This is a genomic window from Pseudomonas sp. Leaf127, from assembly GCF_001423155.1.
Classification (GTDB): Bacteria; Pseudomonadota; Gammaproteobacteria; order Pseudomonadales; family Pseudomonadaceae; genus Aquipseudomonas; species Aquipseudomonas ovata.
The window spans coordinates 411,262-432,629 of record NZ_LMOA01000021.1; the positions used below are offsets into that span (position 1 = coordinate 411,262).

General features: G+C 62.0%; 14 protein-coding genes and 1 pseudogene. 10 read left to right on the top strand and 5 right to left on the bottom strand.

Features of this window, described 5'->3' with window-relative positions; genetic code table 11:
• Positions 1 to 61: 61 nt before the first annotated feature.
• From ASF84_RS15130 to ASF84_RS15140, 3 genes are all read left to right on the top strand, one after another.
• Positions 62 to 2,164, top strand: a complete 2,103-nt coding sequence (locus ASF84_RS15130) for a putative bifunctional diguanylate cyclase/phosphodiesterase (RefSeq protein ID WP_236709428.1) — start codon at positions 62 to 64, stop codon at positions 2,162 to 2,164.
• A gap of 62 nt (positions 2,165 to 2,226) precedes the next feature.
• The gene (locus tag ASF84_RS15135; RefSeq protein ID WP_056839650.1) at positions 2,227 to 2,973 is read left to right on the top strand and encodes an SDR family oxidoreductase; all 747 of its coding nucleotides are present in this window, start codon (positions 2,227 to 2,229) and stop codon (positions 2,971 to 2,973) included.
• Between the two features lie 77 nt (positions 2,974 to 3,050).
• Positions 3,051 to 3,614, top strand: coding sequence for an MgtC/SapB family protein (locus ASF84_RS15140; RefSeq protein WP_056839651.1), 564 nt, complete (start codon positions 3,051 to 3,053; stop codon positions 3,612 to 3,614).
• A 12-nt stretch (positions 3,615 to 3,626) separates the two neighbouring features.
• On the opposite strand, the gene ASF84_RS29485 is transcribed toward ASF84_RS15140, so the two are convergent.
• A complete protein-coding gene (locus ASF84_RS29485; protein ID WP_164708270.1) occupies positions 3,627 to 3,782 on the bottom strand; it encodes a hypothetical protein in 156 nt (51 codons plus the stop codon).
• Positions 3,783 to 3,829: 47 nt separating this feature from the next.
• Positions 3,830 to 5,440: a sensor domain-containing diguanylate cyclase gene (locus ASF84_RS15145; RefSeq protein ID WP_056839652.1), complete on the bottom strand. Its 1,611-nt coding sequence runs from the start codon at positions 5,438 to 5,440 to the stop codon at positions 3,830 to 3,832.
• Positions 5,441 to 5,837: 397 nt separating this feature from the next.
• On the opposite strand from ASF84_RS15145, the gene ASF84_RS15150 reads away from it, so the two are divergent.
• From ASF84_RS15150 to proX, 6 genes are all read left to right on the top strand, one after another.
• The gene (locus ASF84_RS15150; protein WP_056839653.1) at positions 5,838 to 7,868 is read left to right on the top strand and encodes an alpha-1,4-glucan--maltose-1-phosphate maltosyltransferase; all 2,031 of its coding nucleotides are present in this window, start codon (positions 5,838 to 5,840) and stop codon (positions 7,866 to 7,868) included.
• 18 nt (positions 7,869 to 7,886) lie between these two features.
• Positions 7,887 to 11,219, top strand: coding sequence for a maltose alpha-D-glucosyltransferase (gene treS / locus ASF84_RS15155; protein ID WP_056839654.1), 3,333 nt, complete (start codon positions 7,887 to 7,889; stop codon positions 11,217 to 11,219).
• Complete coding sequence (gene glgB / locus ASF84_RS15160) at positions 11,216 to 13,441, top strand: 1,4-alpha-glucan branching protein GlgB (RefSeq protein ID WP_056839655.1); 2,226 nt, start codon at positions 11,216 to 11,218, stop codon at positions 13,439 to 13,441. The genes treS and glgB overlap by 4 nt, the downstream gene beginning before the upstream one ends.
• Positions 13,442 to 13,747: 306 nt before the next feature.
• Positions 13,748 to 14,911, top strand: a complete 1,164-nt coding sequence (gene proV / locus ASF84_RS15165; RefSeq protein WP_056839656.1) for a glycine betaine/L-proline ABC transporter ATP-binding protein ProV — start codon at positions 13,748 to 13,750, stop codon at positions 14,909 to 14,911.
• Positions 14,912 to 14,936: 25 nt separating this feature from the next.
• Positions 14,937 to 15,890, top strand: coding sequence for a glycine betaine/L-proline ABC transporter permease ProW (gene proW, locus ASF84_RS15170; RefSeq protein ID WP_056839657.1), 954 nt, complete (start codon positions 14,937 to 14,939; stop codon positions 15,888 to 15,890).
• A gap of 59 nt (positions 15,891 to 15,949) precedes the next feature.
• Positions 15,950 to 16,966, top strand: a complete 1,017-nt coding sequence (gene proX / locus ASF84_RS15175) for a glycine betaine/L-proline ABC transporter substrate-binding protein ProX (RefSeq protein WP_056839658.1) — start codon at positions 15,950 to 15,952, stop codon at positions 16,964 to 16,966.
• Between the two features lies 1 nt (position 16,967).
• Here the strand turns inward: proX and ASF84_RS15180 are convergent, their stop codons facing one another.
• Complete coding sequence (locus ASF84_RS15180) at positions 16,968 to 18,191, bottom strand: MFS transporter (protein ID WP_082481612.1); 1,224 nt, start codon at positions 18,189 to 18,191, stop codon at positions 16,968 to 16,970.
• A 155-nt stretch (positions 18,192 to 18,346) separates the two neighbouring features.
• Here ASF84_RS15180 and ASF84_RS15185 point away from each other — a divergent pair, with 155 nt between their 5' ends.
• Positions 18,347 to 19,468: a lactonase family protein gene (locus tag ASF84_RS15185; RefSeq protein WP_056840156.1), complete on the top strand. Its 1,122-nt coding sequence runs from the start codon at positions 18,347 to 18,349 to the stop codon at positions 19,466 to 19,468.
• Between the two features lie 45 nt (positions 19,469 to 19,513).
• Here the strand turns inward: ASF84_RS15185 and ASF84_RS15190 are convergent, their stop codons facing one another.
• Together ASF84_RS15190 and ASF84_RS29755 are read right to left on the bottom strand one after the other, a co-directional pair.
• A complete protein-coding gene (locus tag ASF84_RS15190) occupies positions 19,514 to 21,103 on the bottom strand; it encodes an ABC-F family ATPase (protein WP_082481614.1) in 1,590 nt (529 codons plus the stop codon).
• Positions 21,104 to 21,138: 35 nt separating this feature from the next.
• Positions 21,139 to 21,364, bottom strand: a pseudogene (locus tag ASF84_RS29755) (site-specific integrase); the annotation flags it as partial.
• Between the last annotated feature and the right edge of the window lie 4 nt (positions 21,365 to 21,368).

A 21,368-nucleotide genomic window follows, 5' to 3' on the forward strand; every position in this document is an offset into this window, starting at 1 on the left:
AATCGGCCCATCGTGATTGGCATGGATGCAGACACTTGTCCAAGTCAAGAGGCATTCCAAGTTGATTGGCAGCTACATTCCTTCGCTGGTCATCATCTCCATCCTGGTGGCAATCCTGGCGTCCTATACGGCACTGGACCTGAGTGGCCGCATTGCGACTGCCAAAGGTCGCGGCGTCTGGCTATGGATCGGCGGCGGTGCTTTTGCCATGGGCATCGGCATCTGGTCGATGCATTTCATTGGCATGCTGGCCTTCGTCCTGCCCATCGACCTGGGCTATGACCTGTTCCTGACCCTGTGCTCGCTGCTGATTGCCATGTTGTCCTCAGGCATTGCCCTGTGGGTGGTCAGCCAGCCGGTGCTGCCGCTGCGGCAATTGATGCTGGGGGCCTTGCTGATGGGCACCGGGATCAGTTGCATGCACTATCTGGGCATGGCTGCGCTGCGCATGCAGCCGGGCATCGATTACGACCCTGGACTGTTCGGCCTGTCGCTGTTGATCGCTTTCGGGGCTTCCACCGCCGCGTTGTGGATCGCCTTTCACCTGCGCCAGAACACGCCCCATGTTTTTCTGGCCCGTTGCGCAGCGGCGGTGGTGATGGGGGTGGCAATTGTCGGCATGCATTACACCGGCATGGCGGCCGCCAGTTTTGCCGACAACAGTTTTTGTGGGGCCTATGCTGGCGGCCTGCAGACCGACGGGCTGGACAAACTGGTGCTGGTCACCACCCTGGCGGTGCTGACCATCGCGCTGCTGACCTCCATTCTCGATGCGCGCCTGGAGGCACGGACCGCCATCCTGGCCAATTCGCTGTCTGAAGCCAACCGCGAACTGACCCACCTGGCCCTGCACGACACCCTGACCAGCCTGCCCAATCGCGTGCTGCTCTCGGACCGCATTGATCAGGCGATCAATGCCGCGCAAAACAACAGCACGGCTTTTGCCTTGATGTTCATGGACCTTGACGGTTTCAAGCCGGTCAACGATGCCTTTGGTCATCATATTGGCGACCAGTTGCTGCGTGACGTGGCCCTGCGCCTGCGCAGTAACCTGCACCGGCATGACACCCTGGCGCGCATCGGTGGCGATGAGTTCGTCCTGCTCATGGAATTGCGTGATATCGACGAAGCGGCGACCGTGGCGTCGCGGCTGGTCAATGTTGTCGCCCAGCCTTTCGAGGTCAGCGGGCATATCCTGCAAGTGTCGGTGAGCGTTGGCATCTGCCTGTACCCGGGCAACGGTCTTGATCAGCATGAGCTGTTGATGAATGCCGATGCGGCGATGTACCACGCCAAGGCCAATGGCAAGAACGGCTACAGTTTTTTCGAAGCGTCGATGAACACCAATGCCCGCAATCAGCTGCAACTGCTGTCCGAGCTGCGCACGGCCGTCAGTGCCGGGCAGTTTTGCCTGCATTATCAGCCCAAGTTCGATGCCATCAGCGGCTTGCCTGTCGGTGCCGAGGCCTTGTTGCGCTGGAACCATCCTGAGCGGGGCCTGCTGTCACCGGACAAGTTCATCGGCCTGGCAGAAAAGACCGGACTGATCATTCCCATCGGTGAATGGGTGCTCGATGAAGCCTGCCAGCAGATGAGTCAATGGGTCAGGCAGGGGTATGACCAGTGGCGCATGGCAGTCAATCTTTCGGCCTTGCAGTTCTGCCATGTCGGGCTGGTCGATATCGTCGCCCAGACCCTGGCCCGCCACGGGCTGCCTGCCAACTGCCTGACCCTGGAAATCACTGAAACCACGGCGATGAACGATGCCGACGCCAGCATGGCAGTGCTCAACCAGCTTTCACAGATGGGGCTCGACCTGTCGATCGATGACTTCGGGACCGGCTATTCCAGCCTCATGTACCTCAAGCGCCTGCCAGCCAACGAGATCAAGATCGACCGGGGCTTTGTGCGTGATCTGGAGCATGACAGTGATGACGCCGCGATTGTCTCGGCCATCGTTGCCCTGGGCCAGGCACTGGACTTGCGCATTGTGGCCGAAGGGGTTGAAACTGATGTGCAACAGCATTTCCTGACCCGCCTGGGCTGCGATTCGCTGCAAGGTTACCTGCTCGGGCACCCGCAACCGCCCGAACGCTTCATGCAAGACATTCACAGCGCCGAGCGCCGTGTCCAGGCCAGGGAGGCCGCCATCGTCAACGACTGAGTGGCGGATCGCCTGGCCTTTCTTCAATCTCCAGTCTTTGAATCGGGTCACGAGAAAAACAAATGGAAAAGGTTCTCCTCATTACTGGCGGCTCTCGCGGAATCGGCGCGGCCACGGCACTGGCGGCAGCCACGCAAGGTTATCGGATCTGCATCAACTACCTGTCTGATCACGCCGCCGCCGAGCGGATCTGCAGCCAGGTCAGGGCCTTGGGGGCACAGGCGATTGCCGTGCAGGCCGATGTCAGCAACGAGGACGAAATCATTCGTCTGTATACCCGTATCGACGCAGAGCTTGGGCGCATCACGCATCTGGTCAATAACGCGGCCACCATTGCCCATGCGTCCAGGGTCGAGGACATGTCGGAATTTCGCCTGCTGAAAATCATGATGAGCAACGTGGTCGGCCCGATCCTGTGCAGCAAGCACGCACTGTTGCGCATGTCGCCACGCCACGGCGGGCAGGGCGGCAGCATCGTCAATGTCGGTTCGGCTGCCTCGCGCCTGGGCTCGGCCAACGAATACGTCGACTATGCGTCTTCCAAGGGCGCCATCGACACCTTCACCCTGGGGCTGGCCAAGGAGGTGGCGCCTGAGGGTGTCCGCGTCAATGCCGTACGCCCCGGCTATATCTTCACTGATTTCCATGTGCAGTCCGGCGACCCGTTCCGGGTCAGCAAGCTTGAAGGTGAACTACCGATGCGCCGTGGAGGAACACCCGAAGAGGTGGCCGAGGCCATTTTGTGGCTGCTGTCGGACAAGGCTTCCTATGCCACTGGGACCTTCATTGATGTGGCTGGCGGACGTTAGCCACTGAGCCAGGGATGCCGCACTCTGCCGCATGGCGACTGTCCAATCCAGCGGACGCAAGCGTTTAAGGATGGATGATGAGTACGTGGTGGCAGGAAGTCGTAACGACGTTGCAGTCAGAGTTTTCCGATATCACCGATGTATCGCAATTGACCCGGGTGACTGTGCGCCTGTCGATTGCCGCGCTGCTGGGCGGCATCCTGGGGTTCGAGCGTGAGCATCGCGGCAAGGCGGCCGGGGTGCGTACCCATATGCTGGTGTGCATGGGGGCTGCCTTGTTCGTGCTGGTGCCGCGTATGGTCGGGGCGGGTGATGCTGACATCAGTCGTGTCATCCAGGGCATCGTGGCCGGTATCGGTTTTCTCGGTGCCGGCACCATTCTCAAGGAGCACGCCAGGAATGTCTCCCAGGTCAAGGGCCTGACCACCGCCGCCGGGCTGTGGATGACTGCCGCCATCGGCGTGGCAGCGGGCATGGGGCGCGAAGCCACGGCGGTACTGAGCACGGTGCTGGCCCTGGGCATTCTGAGCCTGGTCCCGCATGTGGTCGACCGCCACGAACACAAGCACAAGCATGATGGGGAACTGCCGCCTGGCGACAAACAGACCTTGCCAGCCAAGGACAGCCAGGAGCTGCCCTGAGCGGTAAGCGCCTTACAGGCGCGCGGGTGGTTCTTCACTGGGCGGGTCGCCTACCGGAGGCTGGTTGGCCGGCGGCGTGACCGGCGGTTCATCAACAGGCGGGATGTCGGGCAGTGGGGGCTGGTCGATATTCGGATCTTCGGGTTCTGGCGGGATCGGGATATTCATGCGCTCACCTTCAGAGGATGGGTCCAGCGTTTGATGCAGGACCCTTGCTAAAATTCCGAAAGATTTTTCCTGACGCCGTCGGGCCTGTCCTGTGCTGCCTGCGCGGCAGACTCGGCTTGCCATTGATCACGTCCCTTGTGCTTGGCCACATACAGAAAAGCATCGGCCGCCTTGATCATGCTGGCCGGGCTCACCTCGTCAGACCTGGGCGAGTTGACGGTCACCCCGGCACTGGCGGTCACCCGGCCGGCCGGATGGTCGGCGTGTTCGATATTCAGGTCGCGAATGGCCTGCAGCAACTGGTCGGCCACCCGCAGGGCGCCGGCCCGGTCGGTGTCAGGCAGCAGCACCGTGAATTCCTCGCCGCCGTAGCGCACCGCCAGGTCAGTGGAGCGCGGCAAGGTCTGACCGATGGCCAGGGCCACCTGACGCAGGCATTCATCGCCTGCCGAATGTCCATAGCGGTCGTTGAAGCGCTTGAAGTAGTCGACATCCAGCATGATCAGCGCCAGGCAGGTGTTCTGGCGTCTGGCGCGGGCGACCTCGTCGCTCAGGACAATGTCCAGCCGGCGCCGGTTGCCCAGGCCGGTCAGGCTGTCGGTCAGGGCCATGTCCTGGACCTGGCGATGCACGCGGCGCAGTTCGGTCTCCATGGCCATGCGTGCACGCAGCTGTTTGAGCACGACAATCCCGAAGCCCACCAGGCCTGTGATCAGCAGGAGCAGGATCAACCCGGTCTTGATCAGGTCCTGGCGCCAGGGCGCGATGATCGAGTCGCGGGAAATGCCGGCTTCGACCACCAGCGGGTAGCGGCTCAGCACCCGGTAGCCGTAGAGCCGCTGCGTGCCGTCGACCACTGCCTTGACTTGCGCCACACCGGCACTGGACCACGGCAGGTAACGGGTGAATATTTCGCTTTGCGACAGGCTCTGGCCGATGGTTCTTTCGATGAAGGGACGCCTGACCAGAATGTCGCCGTTGCGCATGGCCAGCACCAGTGCGCCCTTGTCATCGATCTTGAAGTCGCCGTAGTAGTCGACGAAATAACTGACCCTGACCGTGCCCAGCATGACCCCGGCAAACGAACCGTCCGGGTTGTTGAGCCGCCGCGACACCGGAATGATCAACTCTTTGGTTGAGCGGCTGCTCACCACCTTGCTGATGCGCACATCGCGGTCAGTGTGGGTGCGGTGGTAGATGAAGTAATCGCGGTCGGCATTGTTGGCCGACTCTGGTGTGCCCAGCTTGTCGGTCACGACCCACCGGCCGTTGGCGTCGTAAATGAACAAGCCATGCAGCTGCGGCACGATTCGCGTCTGCTGCACCATCAGTTGATGCATGCGGGGGACATCGATGTGCTGCAGCCCGTCGCCCTCGACCCGTTCGGCCAGCACCGACGTCAGGATATCCACCTGGCGGATCGCATCCTCGGCATGCTGGGCCGTGGCCTGGGCCAGGTTGGTGACCGCGTCTTCGGCCATGGCAAAGGCCTGGCGATAATCGCGCCAGGCCCGCCAGCCTTCGACCATCAGGAAGGTCATGACCACCACCAGCATGAAGCTCAGGGTCAGGCGGAACAGCGTGGTGGCGCGCTCGCGCTCGGCAGCCAGCGGGTTGTGCTGCTCGGGGGTGGATGGCGGTGGGTGACGTCCCTGCATCAAGAGGTTCTTCCTGCTTCCTGAAATGGCGCTGGCACAAGGATATAGGCAGCGCCCTGGGCTGTGCTTGAAAAATGCGGCATTTTGCACCCAAGGCCCTGGCCTTGATACCCCGGTGCCAGAATGCGCGCCCCAGGCATTATAAATGCAGGGGGTACCGGCAATTTTTCCTGAGGCGCCTATGCTTGCCCGGCAACCCGTCACAGATGTCAGTATTGGCCGCTGCGCCCATGTGGGTGCTTGGTAAAGCTTTGAACTTTCCACAGGGCCGTCGTTCGGAACCTTTGCAGTCGGCAGCACAGGCCAGAGCGCCTGAGGGCTGTCGTTCAACCCATTCAAAGCAGTCAATGCTATGGACCGCACCGCCGCGTCCCAGGGGCGTAAGGAGTGATGCTCGATGAATGAACAGTCATACAGTCCGGATTCTCCCGCTTTCGAAGCTTCGCACACCCTCTCGCAGCCCACAGGTCCCTTGACTCTGACCCAGGCGCTGCAATTGCCACGCATTGCCATCGAGGATGTCACGCCAGTGCTGGATGGCGGACAGTTTGCCGCCAAGGCGATCATTGGCCAGCCGGTGACGGTAACAGGCAAGGTCTACGCCGACGGCCACGACAAACTGGCTGTCCGGCTTGACTGGCGCGCCGAGGGTGAGCAGCACTGGCACAGTGTGCCCATGCAGGAACTGGGCAATGACAGTTGGCTCGGCAGCTTCACACCAGTGACGGTGGACCGCTATGTGTTCCGCCTGCAGGCCTGGATCGATGTGTATGCCAGCTATTGCTACGAACTGGGCAAGAAGCACGGCGCCGGGGTGCCGATCGAGCTTGAGCTCGAAGAGGGGCGCATTCACCTGCAACAGGGCGCCGAGCGCAGCCAGGGCGACGTGCGCCAACAGATCGAGCAGGTGCTGGGGCAACTGGAGGGCAAGGACGTGCCGTCGCGTGTCGCCCTGTTGCTGCACAGTGAGACCACGGCGCTGATGGCCCAGGCTGACAATCACAGTTACTTGAGCGCCAGCCGCCCGTACCCGCTCGATGTCGAGCGCGAGCGCGCACAATTTGCCAGCTGGTATGAACTGTTCCCGCGTTCGATCACCGATGACCCGGCCCGGCACGGCACCTTCAATGACGTGCATTCGCGCCTGCCGATGATCCGTGACATGGGCTTTGACGTGTTGTACTTTCCGCCGATCCACCCTATCGGCCGCGCCCATCGCAAGGGGCCGAACAACTCGTTGACCGCAGGCCCCGAGGATCCGGGCAGCCCGTATGCCATCGGCAGCCCGGACGGTGGCCATGAGGCCATCCACCCGCAACTGGGCAGTCGCGAGGACTTTCGTGCGCTGGTGGCCGCGGCCGCCGAGCATGGCCTGGAGCTGGCGCTGGACTTTGCCATCCAGTGTTCGCAGGACCACCCGTGGCTCAAGGAGCACCCGGGCTGGTTCAGCTGGCGCCCGGACGGCACCATCCGCTATGCGGAAAATCCGCCGAAAAAATACCAGGACATCGTCAACGTCGATTTCTACGCGCCCGACGCCATCCCCGGCCTGTGGCTGGAATTGCGCAACGTGGTGCTGGGCTGGGTCGAGGAGGGGGTCAAGATCTTCCGTGTCGACAACCCGCACACCAAGCCCTTGCCCTTCTGGCAGTGGCTGATCGATGACATTCGCCGTCAGCACCCCGACGTGATGTTCCTCGCCGAAGCGTTCACCAAGCCGGCCATGATGGCGCGGCTGGGCAAGGTCGGTTATTCGCAGAGCTACACCTACTTCACCTGGCGCAACAACAAGGCCGAACTGTCGGAGTACTTCACCCAGCTCAACGAAGCGCCGCTGCGCGATTGCTATCGCCCGAATTTCTTCGTCAATACGCCGGACATCAACCCGCACTTTCTGCACAACAACGGGCGACCGGGGTTTCTGATTCGTGCGGCACTGGCGACCATGGGCTCAGGGCTATGGGGTATGTATTCGGGGTTCGAACTGTGCGAGTCGGCGGCCTTGCCGGGCAAGGAAGAGTACCTGGACTCGGAGAAATACCAGATCCGCGTCCGTGACTTCACCGCGCCCGGCAATATCATTGCCGAGATCGCCCAGCTCAACCGTATCCGTCGCCAGAACCCGGCTTTGCAGACCCACCTGGGCCTGAAGCTGTACACCGCCTGGAATGACAACATTCTGTACTTTGGCAAGCGCACCCCTGATGGCAGCAACTTCATCCTGGTGGCGGTCAGCCTCGATCCACACAATGTCCAGGAAGCGCATTTCGAACTGCCGCTGTGGGACATGGGGTTGCCCGACCATGCCGAGACCCAGGGCGAAGACCTGATGACCGGCCACCGCTGGAGCTGGTACGGCAAGGTGCAGTGGATGCGCATCGACCCGCATTACCAGCCGTTCGGTATCTGGCGCATCAGCGCGAAGTAATCGGTCAGGGAGATCACCATGGCGAAAAAGTCCAGAAACGCCAGTTTTATCAACGACCCGCTCTGGTACAAGGACGCGGTGATTTACCAGGTCCACGTCAAATCGTTCTTCGATTCCAATAATGACGGTATCGGTGATTTCCCAGGCCTCATCGCCAAGCTCGACTACATTGCCGGGCTGGGCGTGAACACCATCTGGCTGCTGCCGTTCTACCCCTCGCCACGGCGCGATGATGGTTACGACATTGCCGAGTACCGCGCCGTGCACCCCGACTACGGCAGCATGGCCGATGCCAGGCGGTTCATCGCCGAGGCGCACAAGCGTGGGCTGCGGATCATTACCGAGCTGGTCATCAACCACACCTCGGACCAGCACCCGTGGTTCCAGCGGGCGCGCCAGGCTAAAAAGGGCTCCAAGGCCCGCAATTTCTATGTCTGGTCCGACACTGACCAGAAGTACGACGGCACTCGCATCATCTTTCTGGATACAGAGAAGTCCAACTGGACCTGGGACCCGGTGGCCGGCCAGTATTTCTGGCACCGTTTCTACTCGCACCAGCCGGACCTTAACTTCGATAACCCGCAGGTGATGGAAGCGGTGCTGGGCGTGATGCGTTTCTGGCTCGACCTGGGCGTGGATGGCCTGCGCCTTGACGCGATTCCCTACCTCATCGAGCGCGACGGCACCAACAACGAGAACCTGCCCGAGACCCACCAGGTGCTCAAGCGTATTCGCGCCGAAATTGATGCCCATTACCCGGATCGTATGCTGCTGGCCGAAGCCAACCAGTGGCCGGAGGACACGCAGCTGTATTTCGGTGACAGCAAAGGCCCGGATGGTGATGAATGCCACATGGCATTTCACTTTCCGCTGATGCCACGCATGTACATGGCCCTGGCTCAGGAGGATCGCTTTCCGATTACCGACATTTTGCGCCAGACCCCGGAAATCCCGGCCAACTGCCAATGGGCGATCTTCTTGCGCAACCACGATGAACTGACCCTGGAAATGGTCACCAGCCGTGAACGTGACTACCTGTGGAATCATTACGCCGCTGACCGCCGGGCCCGCATCAACCTGGGCATCCGGCGTCGCCTGGCGCCGCTGGTGCAGCGTGATCGGCGCCGGGTCGAGTTGCTCAACAGCATGCTGCTGTCCATGCCCGGTACGCCGACCCTGTACTACGGCGATGAACTGGGCATGGGTGACAATATCTACCTGGGCGACCGCGACGGTGTGCGCACGCCCATGCAGTGGTCGATCGACCGCAACGGCGGCTTTTCACGTGCCGACCCGGCCAGCCTGGTGCTGCCGCCGATCATGGACCCGCTCTACGGTTACCAGTCGGTCAACGTCGAAACCCAGGATGCCGACCCGCACTCCCTGTTGAACTGGACCCGGCGCATGCTGGCGGTGCGCAAGCAACAAAAGGCGTTTGGTCGTGGCACGCTGCACATGCTGTCGCCCAGCAACCGTCGCATCCTGGCCTACACCCGTGAATACACCGGCACCGATGGGCACACCGAGACCATTCTGTGCGTGGCCAACATGTCCAGTGCCGCCCAGGCCGTCGAGCTGGAATTGTCAGCCCACGCCGGCAAGGTGCCGGTCGAAATGCTGGGCGGCAGTGCCTTTCCGCCCATCGGCCAGTTGACCTACCTGCTGACATTCCCGCCCTACGGCTTTCATTGGTTTCTACTTGCAGCGGAGAATCAAATGCCCAGTTGGCACGTCGAACCGGCCCAGAGCATGCCGGACTTCCCGACCCTGGTACTCAAGAAGCGTCTGGAAGAACTGCTCGAAGAACCCTTGCGCGACACCATCGAAAACACCGCCCTGACGGTGTACCTGCCCAAGCGGCGCTGGTTCGCCAGCAAGGACAAACCCATCGAAAACGTGCACATCGCTTATGCGGTGCGCCTGAGCAATGGCAATCGCCCTGTGCTGCTCAGCGAGGTCGACGTTACCGCAGGCGGTCAGCAAGAGCGCTATCAACTGCCGTTTGGCCTGTTGGCCGAAGAGGATTTCAACAGTGCGCTGCCGCAGCAACTGGCCCTGGGCCGGGTGCGGCGCGGGCCGCAGGTCGGGCTGATCACCGATGGTTTTACCCTGGAGCATTTCATTCGCGATGTGATCCAGGCCATGCAGGCGCAGACCGTACTGGACACCGGCAGCGCGCATGGCCAGTTGCATTTCCAGGGCACTGAAAAGCTGACACCGCTGGGGCTCGACCAGAATTCGGAGGTGCGCTATCTGTCGGCCGAGCAGTCCAACAGCTCGGTGGTGGTCGGCGGCAGCCTGGTGCTGAAGATGATCCGCAAAGTCAGCGCCGGTGTGCACCCGGAGCTGGAAATGGGGGCCTACCTGACCGGCGCCGGCTATCAATACATCTCACCCTTGCTCGGCTCGCTGGTCCGCACCGACGCTGACGGCCAGCCGCACCTGCTGATGATTGCCCAAGGGTATCTGAACAATCAGGGCGATGCCTGGGAGTGGACGCAGAACAGCCTGGAGCGGGCCGTGCGCGATCAGCTCTCGCCGGCTGCCGCAGGCCAGGAAACGTCTTATGACGCGCTGGGCGAACTGGCTGGCTTTGCCCGCAACCTGGGCCAGCGCCTGGGCGAGATGCATCAGGTATTGGCGGCGCCGACCGACAACCCGGATTTTGCCGTGGAAAACACCTCTGCCGATGAGGCCCGGGACACGGCCAGACGGGTACAGGCGCAAATCGAACGTGCCCTGAAACTGCTTGAGCAGCGCAAGGGCGACCTGCAGGCTGAGGATCGCCAACGGGTCGACAGCCTGCTGACGCAACGTGAACACATCCAGGCGCACGTCCTGACGCTGGCCGAGGCCAGCGCAGGCGGCCTGCGCATGCGTGTGCATGGTGATCTGCACCTGGGCCAGGTGCTGGTGGTGAAAGGGGATGCCTACCTGATCGATTTCGAAGGTGAGCCGGTACGGCCATTGCAAGAACGACGCGGCAAATACAGCCCGTTCAAGGATGTCGGCGGCGTATTGCGTTCTTTCGACTACGCTGCGGCCATGGCGGCGCGCAGTGCGCAAAGCGTAGACACCTCACCCGAGGCTGCCGCTGCCCGCCAGCAGGTGGCCGGGACTTACCTGAGCCAGGCCCGCGAGGCCTTTCTCGACGGTTACCGGCAGGCCAGTGTGTCGATCGCGCATGCCTGGAAAGACCCGCAAGGCGAAAACGCCGCCCTTGAATTATTTACCCTTGAAAAAACCGCCTATGAAGTAATCTACGAAGCCGAGAACCGCCCGGACTGGTTGGCCGTGCCTTTGCAGGGCTTGCGTGGATTGCTGGAATTGAACGATGGAGAGTCAACATGAATGCGCCTGATAATCATGGCACGGGCCGCCAGCCACTGCCCGCCGCCGTCGACACGGACGCTTTGATCCGTGCCGAACACCGTGATCCATTCTCCATCCTGGGCCCTCACGACGACGGGCAGGGCGGGCAGATCATCCGTGCCTACCTGCCCGGTGCACTGAGTGTGCGGGTGCTGGCGCGTGGCAGCGAACAGGACCTGGGCGAACTGCCCATGACCGAGGTGCCGGGCCTGTTTGCCGGCCGGTTCCCCGAAGCCCGGCCATACCTGTTCAAGATCAGTTGGGCCGGCGGCGAGCAGATTACCGAGGACCCGTACAGCTACGGGCAATTGCTCGGTGAGATGGACATCTATCTGTTCTCCGAGGGCAATCACCGTGACCTGGGCCACTGCCTGGGCTCGCAGTTGCAGACGGTCGATAACGTGCAGGGTGTGCGCTTTGCCGTCTGGGCCCCTAATGCCCGCCGTGTCTCGGTAGTGGGCGATTTCAATAACTGGGACGGGCGCCGACACCCGATGCGCCTGCTGCACCCGTCGGGCATCTGGGAAATCTTCGTGCCGCGCCTGCAGCCGGGTGAAAAGTACCAGTACGAAATTCTTGGCCCGCATGGCATCCTGCCGCTTAAATGCGACCCGGTCGCCCGCGCCACGACCTTGCCGCCGGAAACCGCCTCCAAGGTGGCCGGTCCCTTGCAGTTCGACTGGCAGGACCATGACTGGATGCAGGAGCGTGGCGACCTGCATGCACCGTCTGCGCCGCTGTCGATCTACGAGCTACATGCCGGTTCCTGGCAGATGGAGCAGAACGAGGACGGCACGGCCTGGCGCCAGTACAACTGGCGAGAACTGGCTGACCGCCTGATTCCGTACATTCAGGAGCTGGGTTTTACCCACATCGAACTGATGCCGATCATGGAGCACCCGTTCGGCGGTTCCTGGGGCTACCAGTTGCTGGCACAGTTCGCGCCCACGGCGCGCTACGGCTCGCCGGAAGATTTCGCCTTTTTCGTCAATGCCTGCCACCAGGCCGGCATTGGTGTAATCCTCGACTGGGTGCCGGCGCACTTTCCGACCGACACCCACGGCCTGGCCGAATTCGACGGCACGGCGCTGTATGAGTATGGCAACCCGCATGAGGGCTTTCACCAGGACTGGAACACGCTGATCTACAACCTGGGTCGCACCGAAGTGCACGGCTTCATGCTGGCGTCGGGCCTGTTCTGGCTCAAGCATTTCCACATCGACGGTCTGCGTGTCGATGCAGTGGCCTCGATGTTGTACCGCGACTATTCGCGCAAGGCCGGCGAATGGGTGCCGAACCGTTTCGGCGGTCGCGAAAACCTCGAAGCCATCGACTTTCTGCGCCACCTCAACGACGTGGTGGCGATCGAAGCGCCCGGCGCACTGATCATCGCCGAGGAATCCACCGCCTGGCCAGGCGTGACCCAGACCACCCAGCAAGGCGGCCTGGGCTTTGCCTACAAGTGGAACATGGGCTGGATGCACGACTCGCTGCACTACATCCAGCAAGACCCGATCCATCGCGCTCATCACCACAGCGAGTTGAGCTTCGGCCTGGTGTATGCCTGGTCCGAGCGCTTCATCCTGCCGATTTCCCACGACGAAGTGGTGCATGGCAAGCGCTCGCTGATCGACAAGATGCCCGGTGACCGCTGGCAGAAATTTGCCAACCTGCGGGCCTACCTGACCTTCATGTGGGCCCATCCTGGCAAGAAGCTGCTGTTCATGGGCTGCGAATTCGGCCAGTGGCGTGAGTGGAACCACGACGAGCAACTGGACTGGTACCTGCTGCAGTACGCCGAGCACATCGGCATCAAGAAGCTGGTGGGTGACCTCAATCGGCTGTATCGCCATGAAAAGGCCCTGCACGAACGCGACACCGAGCCGATGGGCTTCCAGTGGCTGATCGGCGATGACCATGCCAACAGTGTCTACGCCTGGTTGCGCTGGAGTCGGGAGGGCGAGCCACTGCTGGTGGTGTGCAACATGACGCCGGTGCCACGCGAGGCCTACCGGGTCGGCGTGCCGTTTGACGGGGCGTGGACCGAATTGCTCAACAGCGACTCGGAAACCTATGCCGGCTCCAACCAGGGCAACGGCGGCGAAGTGCGCGCCACCGACGAGCAGAGCCATGGCCAGCCGGTCTCGCTGTTGCTCAACCTGCCGCCTCTGGCGGTGCTGATTCTCAAGCCAAAAGGCTGATCCATCTCCCTGCAGGCGCGGTCGCCCGGTCGCGCCTGCAGGCGGTGCCTGCAAAGCCGCGCCGCCATAATAGAAATTGACCCCCGCGTACAATTCCCTCCGATTCTTCACGCGTAGAGTGAAGCTACTCGCCGCAGGCCTTGATTCATCCCCCTTGTGACGAGCCGATACTCTGGCGCCCGATCATTCACAGAAATGAACCTGGCCACCCCCTGCGTCACCCCCGACTCGCGCTCAGGCTTGAGCGTACTGCCAATAGCCACGATGTCTGCTGTTATTGGTAATAAAGATAATAATGAGGGTCGTATGAGCGTAAGCAACGAGGCAATTCTTTCCGTTTCCACTATTTTCAAGATCTTTGGTCCCCACCCCGAGCGGGCCATGGACATGCTGCGCAACGGCGCCGACAAGAACGAGATCTTCGACAAGACCGGCCATGTGGTCGGCGTGTTCGATGCCAGTTTTTCGGTCAAGCGCGGCGAGATCTTTGTCATCATGGGCCTGTCCGGTTCCGGAAAGTCGACCATGGTGCGGCTGTTCAACCGCCTGATCGAGCCGACCTCGGGCAGCATCCACCTCAACGGCCGTGAAATCACCGGCCTGTCCGACAAGCAACTGCTTGAGGTCCGGCGCAAGGACATGGGCATGGTGTTCCAGTCTTTTGCCCTGATGCCGCACATGAGCGTGCTGGAAAACACCGCCTTCGGCCTGGAAATCTCCGGGGTGCCCGAAAAGGAGCGTTTGCGCCGCGCCCGTGAGGCGCTGGCACAGGTCGGCCTGGCCGGCCAGGAACACAGCTACCCGCATCAGTTGTCCGGCGGCATGCAGCAGCGCGTCGGCCTGGCCCGTGCCCTGACCAACGACCCGACCATCCTGCTGATGGACGAAGCCTTCTCGGCCCTCGACCCGCTGATCCGCCATGAGATGCAGGGCGAACTGATCCGCCTGCAGGCCGAGCAGCAGCGCACGATCATCTTCATTTCCCACGACATCGAGGAGGCCATCCGCATCGGCCATCGCATCGCGATCATGGAAGGCGGCCGGGTGGTGCAGATCGGCACCCCACAGGAGCTGATCAACCAGCCGGCCAATGATTACGTGCGCACCTTCTTCAAGGGTTTTGACAGCTCGCGGGTGCTCAAGGCCGGCGATGTGGCGCAACTGGACCCCGGGATCATCTGCCGCCTCAACGGCAAGGCGCCGCAGTTCAGGGCCGGTGCCGACTATGGCTATCTGGTCGACGAGCGCGGGCACCTGCTGGGCGTGGTCGACGCCGAGGCCAGCGGCGCGGCGGCCGACGACCGGCACCGGCTGCACGAGCAGGCCCCGGTCTACACCGACACCCCGCTGGATGAAGTGCTGAACATCGTTGCCAGTCTGCCTTACCCGGTGCCGGTGCTGGACCGCGCCGGAGCTTTCAAAGGCACGATTTCCAAAAGTCAGCTGTTGCAGACGCTCAGCCGCCATTAAGCACCCACCCCAAGAGGTCGCCACCATGTCCGAATTCAGCCTGCTCGACCCGTTCCAGTCCGCCACCATCCCCTTGGGGCAATGGGTGGAAAGCATCCTCAATTACCTGGTGCACAACTTTCGCGATGTATTCCGCGCCATTCGCTGGCCCATCGACCAGGTGCTCAACGGCATCGAGTACCTCCTGCAAAGCATCCCGCCGAGCATCGGCATCCTGCTGTCGACGCTGCTCGGCTGGCAGCTGGCGGGTAAGCGCATGGCACTGCTGTCGTTCGTGACCCTGACGCTGCTGGGCTTTATCGGCGTCTGGTCCGAGTCGATGACCACGCTGTCGCTGGTGCTCACGGCGGTGTTCTTCTGCGCGGTGATCGGCATTCCGCTGGGCATCCTGTGTGCCCGCAGCGACCGCCTGGAGCGGGTGGTACGCCCGCTGCTGGACGCCATGCAAACCCTGCCGGCGTTCGTGTACCTGGTGCCGGTAGTGATGCTGTTCGGCATCGGCAACGTGCCCGGCGTGCTGGTGACCATCGTCTTCGCCCTGCCGCCGCTGGTGCGCCTGACCAACCTGGGCATCCGCCAGGTGCCCGAAGACAAGATCGAAGCGGCCCGCGCCTTTGGCTGCACACCGTGGCAGATGCTCAAGCGCGTGCAGTTGCCGCTGGCCACCTCGACCATCATGGCCGGCCTGAACCAGACCCTGATGCTGTCGCTGTCGATGGTGGTGATCGCCTCGATGATCTCGGTCGGCGGCCTGGGCCAGATGGTGCTGCGCGGCATCGGCCGGCTGGACATGGGCCTGGCCACCGTGGGCGGCGTCGGGCTGGTGCTGCTGGCGATCTTTCTTGACCGCCTGACCCAGGCCATGGGCGAGCGCACCGGTGCCGACCCGAGCCTGCGCTGGTACCAGACCGGCCCTGTTGGCGCAGTGCTGCGCCTGTTCGGTGCCGCGCAACCTGCAGGGCGGCGCAAGACCGCCTGAGCAACCCCCTTTTTTGATCTGCCGTCCTTAAGATAAAAACCAGAAGAAGGTATGCAACGATGAACAAGACCCCGTTCGCCCGTCGTTTTGTGCAGTGCGCCTCGGCGTTGGCATTGAGCGTAACGGCCCTATGCGCCACCGCCTCCGCCGAAAAGCCAGGGGAGGGCGTCAAGGTCACCGGTATCTTTCCCTCCGTGGCTGAAGAGCGTTTTCGCGGTGAAATCGCCATGCAGGGTCTGCGTGAGCTGGGCTACAAGGTCCAGGAACCCAAGGAAACCGAATACGCCACCATGATCCTGGCCGTGGCGTATGGCGACGCCGATTTCACCGTGAACCTGTGGGAAAAGCTGCACGATGCGTTCTACCAGAAGGCCGGTGGCGACCGCAGCATGATCAAGGCCGGTGACATCATGCCGGGGGTGCTGCAGGGTTACCTGATCGACAAGAAAACGGCCGAAGCGCACAACATCAAGTACCTGACCGACCTGCAAAAGCCCGAGATCGCCAGGCTGTTCGACAGCAATGGCGACGGCAAGGCCGACCTTACCGGCTGCAACCCCGGCTGGGGCTGCGAACTGATCATCGATCACCACCTCAAGGCCTATGGCCTGGAAAAAACCGTCGTTGCCAACCGCGGCTCGTACTTTGCGCTGATGGCCGACACCATTGCGCGCTATAAAGAAGGCAAGCCGATTCTGTATTACACCTGGGTGCCGCAGTGGATCGCCGGCGTATTGGTCGAGGACCGCGACGTGGTCTGGCTGGAAGTGCCCAGGACCGACCTGCCCGGCGGCAAGAACGACGTCGACACGATGTACAAGGGCAAGAACCTGGGCTTTGCGGTCGATAAGGTCGAAGCCGTCCTGAACCGCGATTTCGCCGAGAAAAACCCGGCAGCGCTCAAGTTCCTGTCAGAGATGCAGATCACCACGGCCGACGAAAGCGCGCAGAACCTGAAGATGCAACAGGGCGAGAACAAGCCCGCCGACATTCGTCGTCATAGCGAGCAATGGGTGGCCGCGCACCGTGCGCAGTTCGATCAATGGCTGCAGGCGGCGCGCGACGCGGCAAAGTAATCTACCCGTCGACAGCACTGGCAGGCTGTTGCCGCCGGGACAGCCACCAGGTCAGCCCCAAGGCCAGCACCGACAACAAGGCGCTGTAGAAGAAGATCAGCCCGTACCCCTGGCCCAGGGCGATGGCACCCATCAGTGGGCCGGCAATCGCCATTGCCAGGTCGAAGAACACGGCATAGGCACTCAAGCCGGCCGAGCGGCTGGCAACCGGCACCCGCTTGATCGCTTCGACGCCCAGCGCCGGGTACACCAGGGATAACCCCAGCCCGGTCAGGCCCGCCCCGAGCAGCGCAATGCCGGTGTTGGGCGCCAGCCACAGCAACGTCAGGCCCACCACTTCCACGCCGATGCAGACCATGGCGGCCAGGTAGCCGCCCAGGCGGTTGATCGCGCCGATGAACACCAGGCGCGAGACGATGAAGCAGACCCCGAACAGGGTCAGGCAGTAGGCCGCGCCTTGCCAGCCGCGGCTGATGTAGAACAGGGTGATGAAGGTGGTCAGGGTGCCGTAGCCGATGGAGGCCAGGGTCAGCGCCAGGCCATAGGGCGACACGCGGCTGAACACCGACCAGTAAGGCAGGCGCTCGCCCTTGATCACCGGCACCGACGGCTTGTGGCGTATCAACAGCAGGCCCAGACCGGCCAGCAGGATCAGGGCGATGCCCAGGCTGTGAAACCCCACTTCATCAATCAGCCAGACCCCCAGCGGCGCACCGATGGCAATGGCGCCATAGGAGGCGATGCCGTTCCAGGAAATCGAGCGCGCCGTGTGTTCGACGCCAACCTTGGCGATCGACCAACTGATGGTGCCGACACCGATGAACCCTTGCGCCACGCCCATGAATAACCGGGCCACGATCAACAGGGTCAGGCTGGCCACCGGGTACGCCTGGCACAGGGTGCCGAGCAGTGTCAGCACGCCGCCCAATACAAACCCCGCCAGGCCATAGACGATGGCCCGCTTGCTGCCCAGGTTATCGGTGATGCGTCCGGCAAAGGGACGGCTGATCAACGTGGCCAGGTATTGCGCGCCAATCGCCAGGCCCGCCACCACGGCGCTGAACCCCAACTGGTCATGGATATAGCCGGGCAGGATGGCCACGGGCAGGCCGACACAAAGAAAGGCGATGAAGGTGTAAAGGACAATGGCAACGATCTGCAGGGTGATCGCCATCTGGCTGGGTGGGGTAGAGGCAGGTCCAGATGAGTTGGCGCTGACGGGCATAAGGTGGGTCCACAGAAAGAAGGGTGGGCGTGCTTCATCATGGCGCGTGCCCTGCGCAAATGAAAGCAGGCTATCTATTTAATCAGCGTCCTTGCTGAGCCACACAGAATAGTCATAGGATGACTGATAACAACCACAACAATAAAGGCGATTCCATGTTCAAACCCCTCCTGCTGGCTGCGGCCATGGGCTTGAGTGTCAGCGCTCAAGCCGCCACCTTTGCTTATATCTCCAGCCCCGCCGACGGCCTTATCTCGCAGTATCGCCTGGATGAAACCAACGGTGCGCTGAGCCTGGTCACGCAGACCAAGGCTGGCGAGCAAGTCAATCCGCTGGCTGCCGCCCACGACGGCACCCGACTCTATGCCGCCTTGCGGGCCAAACCCTACAAGGTCGTGGGCTATCGCATCGAGCCGGGGAGCGGACATTTGAAAGCGTTCAGCGAGGCACCGCTGGCCGAGAGCCTGGCTTATCTGTCGCTGGATCGCAGCGACCGTTACCTGATGGGCGCCTCGTATGGCGGTGACCTGCTCAGCGTGCAGCCGGTGGAGGCGACCGGTAGCGAGCAGATCAAGACCTACAAGACCGGCCTGCATGCCCATTCGATCCGCACCGACCTGAGCAATCGCTTTGTCTATGCCGGTAACCTGGGTGTCGATCAGGTGCTGCAATACCAACTGGACAACCAGAACGGCAGCCTGACCCCCATCGGCAGCGGCCAGGTCAGTGTCGCGGCCAACAGCGGGCCCCGTCATCTGGCGTTCTCCCCCGATGGCAAGTTTCTCTATGTGGTCGGTGAAATGAGCGGCACCGTGACCGGCTTTGCCATTGATCCGGCCAGCGGTGCACTGACCCGGGTCAGCCAGGCCGACGGGATTCCCGAACGCTTGAAACTGGCGCACGGCGAGGTTCGCGATGCCCGCAACAATGACCTCAAGGACGACCCTACGCCACGTATCTGGGCGGCAGACATCCGTCTTTCGCCGGATGGCCGCTTGCTGTTCATCAGTGAGCGCACCACCAGTTCGGTCTCGGTGTTCAAGGTCGAGCCGGCCAGCGGCCAGGTGACCTGGCTGGACAACTATCCGATGCAGGAAAAGCAGCCACGCAACATCGCCGTGGCGCCAGGCGGGCGCTGGTTGCTGGTGACAGGAGAGAAGAGTGACACGGTCGGCAGCTATGCCATCGGTGCCGACGGCGCGCTGAAGCGGGTCAGCGAGGCGCCGTCAGGCAAGGGCGCGTTGTGGATCGAAATGGTCCAGGTGCCCGACGCCTGAGTGCAGGCTGTGCGGCCGGGGCATTGGCCCCGGCCGCCATGCGGTTTAGAACACCACGCCCTGGCTGCGCAGGTAGTCGTCGTACGTACCGCTGAAGTCGATCACGCCATCCGGGCTCAGATCGATGATGCGCGTCGCCAGCGATGATACGAACTCACGGTCGTGGCTGACGAAAATCAGCGTGCCGGGGTAGTTTTCCAGCGCCAGGTTCAGCGCCTCGATCGATTCCATGTCCAGGTGGTTGGTCGGTTCGTCCATCACCAGCACGTTGGGCTTTTGCAGGATCAGCTTGCCGAACAGCATGCGGCCTTGCTCACCACCGGAAATCACCTTGACCGACTTGAGGATCTCGTCGTTGGAGAACAGCATGCGTCCCAGGGTCCCGCGCACCAGCTGCTCGCCGCCCTGGGTCCACTGGCCCATCCAGTCGAACAGGGTCCAGTCGTCCTCGAAGTCGTGGGCGTGGTCCTGGGCGTAGTAGCCGATTTCCGCTGCATCGGTCCACTTGATGCTGCCGGCATCGGGGGTCAGTTCGTTGACCAGTGTGCGCAGCAGGGTGGTCTTGCCGATACCGTTCGGACCGATGATCGCTACGCGCTCGCCGGCTTCGACAGTAAAGCTGAAGTCCTTGAACAGCGGCACCCCATCGAAACCCTTGGCCATGCGCTCGACCACCACCGCCTGACGGTGCAGCTTCTTGGTCTGCTCGAAACGAATGAACGGGCTGACACGGCTGGACGGCTTGACCTCGGCCAGCTGGATCTTGTCGATCTGCTTGGCGCGCGAGGTGGCCTGCTTGGCTTTCGAGGCGTTGGCCGAGAAGCGGCTGACGAACGACTGCAGCTCGGAGATCTGCGCCTTCTTCTTGGCGTTGTCGGCCAGCAGTTGCTCGCGCGACTGGGTTGCCACGGTCATGTACTCGTCGTAGTTGCCCGGGAACAGACGCAGCTCGCCGTAATCCAGGTCAGCCATGTGCGTGCACACGCTGTTCAGGAAGTGACGGTCGTGGGAAATGATGATCATCAGGCTGTTGCGCTGGGTCAGCACGTTTTCCAGCCAGCGAATGGTGTTGATGTCCAGGTGGTTGGTCGGTTCGTCGAGCAACAGCACTTCAGGGTCCGAGAACAGCGCCTGGGCCAGCAATACGCGCAGCTTCCAGCCTGGCGACACTTCACTCATCGGGCCGCTGTGCTGCTCGATGCCGATACCCAGGCCCAGCAGCAGTTCGCCTGCACGGGATTCGGCGGTGTAGCCGTCCATCTCGGCAAACTCGGTTTCCAGCTCGGCCACGGCCATGCCGTCGTCTTCGGTCATTTCCGGCAGCGAGTAGATACGGTCGCGCTCGGCCTTGACCTTCCACAGCTCCTCGTGGCCCATGATCACCGTGTCGAGCACCGTGAATTCTTCATAGGCGAATTGATCCTGGCGCAGTTTACCCAGGCGCACGTTCGGTTCGAGCATCACCTGGCCACCCGAAGGCTCCAGATCGCCGCCCAGGATCTTCATGAACGTGGATTTGCCGCAGCCGTTCGCGCCGATCAGGCCGTAACGGTTACCGGCGCCGAACTTGACCGAGACGTTCTCGAACAAGGGTTTGGGGCCGAACTGCATGGTGATATTTGCGGTGGAGATCAATTGCCTTACCTATCAATAACTTACGATCTAAAATTTTAGCCTGGGACCAATTTGGGACCCATCTGGAGCTTTTGCAGCTCCTGCCAGTCGTTGGATGAGTTGATCCATCGTGCATAAGTCGAAAGAAGCATCTGCACGCTATGCCCAAGCTGTTGGGCGATGAATGCGGGGTTGGAGACCAGACATTGAACATATTGTCGCATACGTATGACTGCAGTTATATGGCCGACTAGAGGGGATCCCCAACGCAGCCAGGGCTGGTCGC

Excerpts from the sequence above, each read along its gene's own strand:
- ASF84_RS15135 (WP_056839650.1), top strand. The coding sequence starts at position 2,227 with ATGGAAAAGGTTCTCCTCATTACTGGCGGCTCTCGCGGAATCGGCGCG.
- ASF84_RS15140 (WP_056839651.1), top strand. The coding sequence starts at position 3,051 with ATGAGTACGTGGTGGCAGGAAGTCGTAACGACGTTGCAGTCAGAGTTT.
- ASF84_RS29485 (WP_164708270.1), bottom strand. The coding sequence starts at position 3,782 with ATGAATATCCCGATCCCGCCAGAACCCGAAGATCCGAATATCGACCAG.
- ASF84_RS15145 (WP_056839652.1), bottom strand. The coding sequence starts at position 5,440 with ATGCAGGGACGTCACCCACCGCCATCCACCCCCGAGCAGCACAACCCG.
- ASF84_RS15150 (WP_056839653.1), top strand. The coding sequence starts at position 5,838 with ATGAATGAACAGTCATACAGTCCGGATTCTCCCGCTTTCGAAGCTTCG.
- treS (WP_056839654.1), top strand. The coding sequence starts at position 7,887 with ATGGCGAAAAAGTCCAGAAACGCCAGTTTTATCAACGACCCGCTCTGG.
- glgB (WP_056839655.1), top strand. The coding sequence starts at position 11,216 with ATGAATGCGCCTGATAATCATGGCACGGGCCGCCAGCCACTGCCCGCC.
- proV (WP_056839656.1), top strand. The coding sequence starts at position 13,748 with ATGAGCGTAAGCAACGAGGCAATTCTTTCCGTTTCCACTATTTTCAAG.
- proW (WP_056839657.1), top strand. The coding sequence starts at position 14,937 with ATGTCCGAATTCAGCCTGCTCGACCCGTTCCAGTCCGCCACCATCCCC.
- proX (WP_056839658.1), top strand. The coding sequence starts at position 15,950 with ATGAACAAGACCCCGTTCGCCCGTCGTTTTGTGCAGTGCGCCTCGGCG.
- ASF84_RS15180 (WP_082481612.1), bottom strand. The coding sequence starts at position 18,191 with ATGCCCGTCAGCGCCAACTCATCTGGACCTGCCTCTACCCCACCCAGC.
- ASF84_RS15185 (WP_056840156.1), top strand. The coding sequence starts at position 18,347 with ATGTTCAAACCCCTCCTGCTGGCTGCGGCCATGGGCTTGAGTGTCAGC.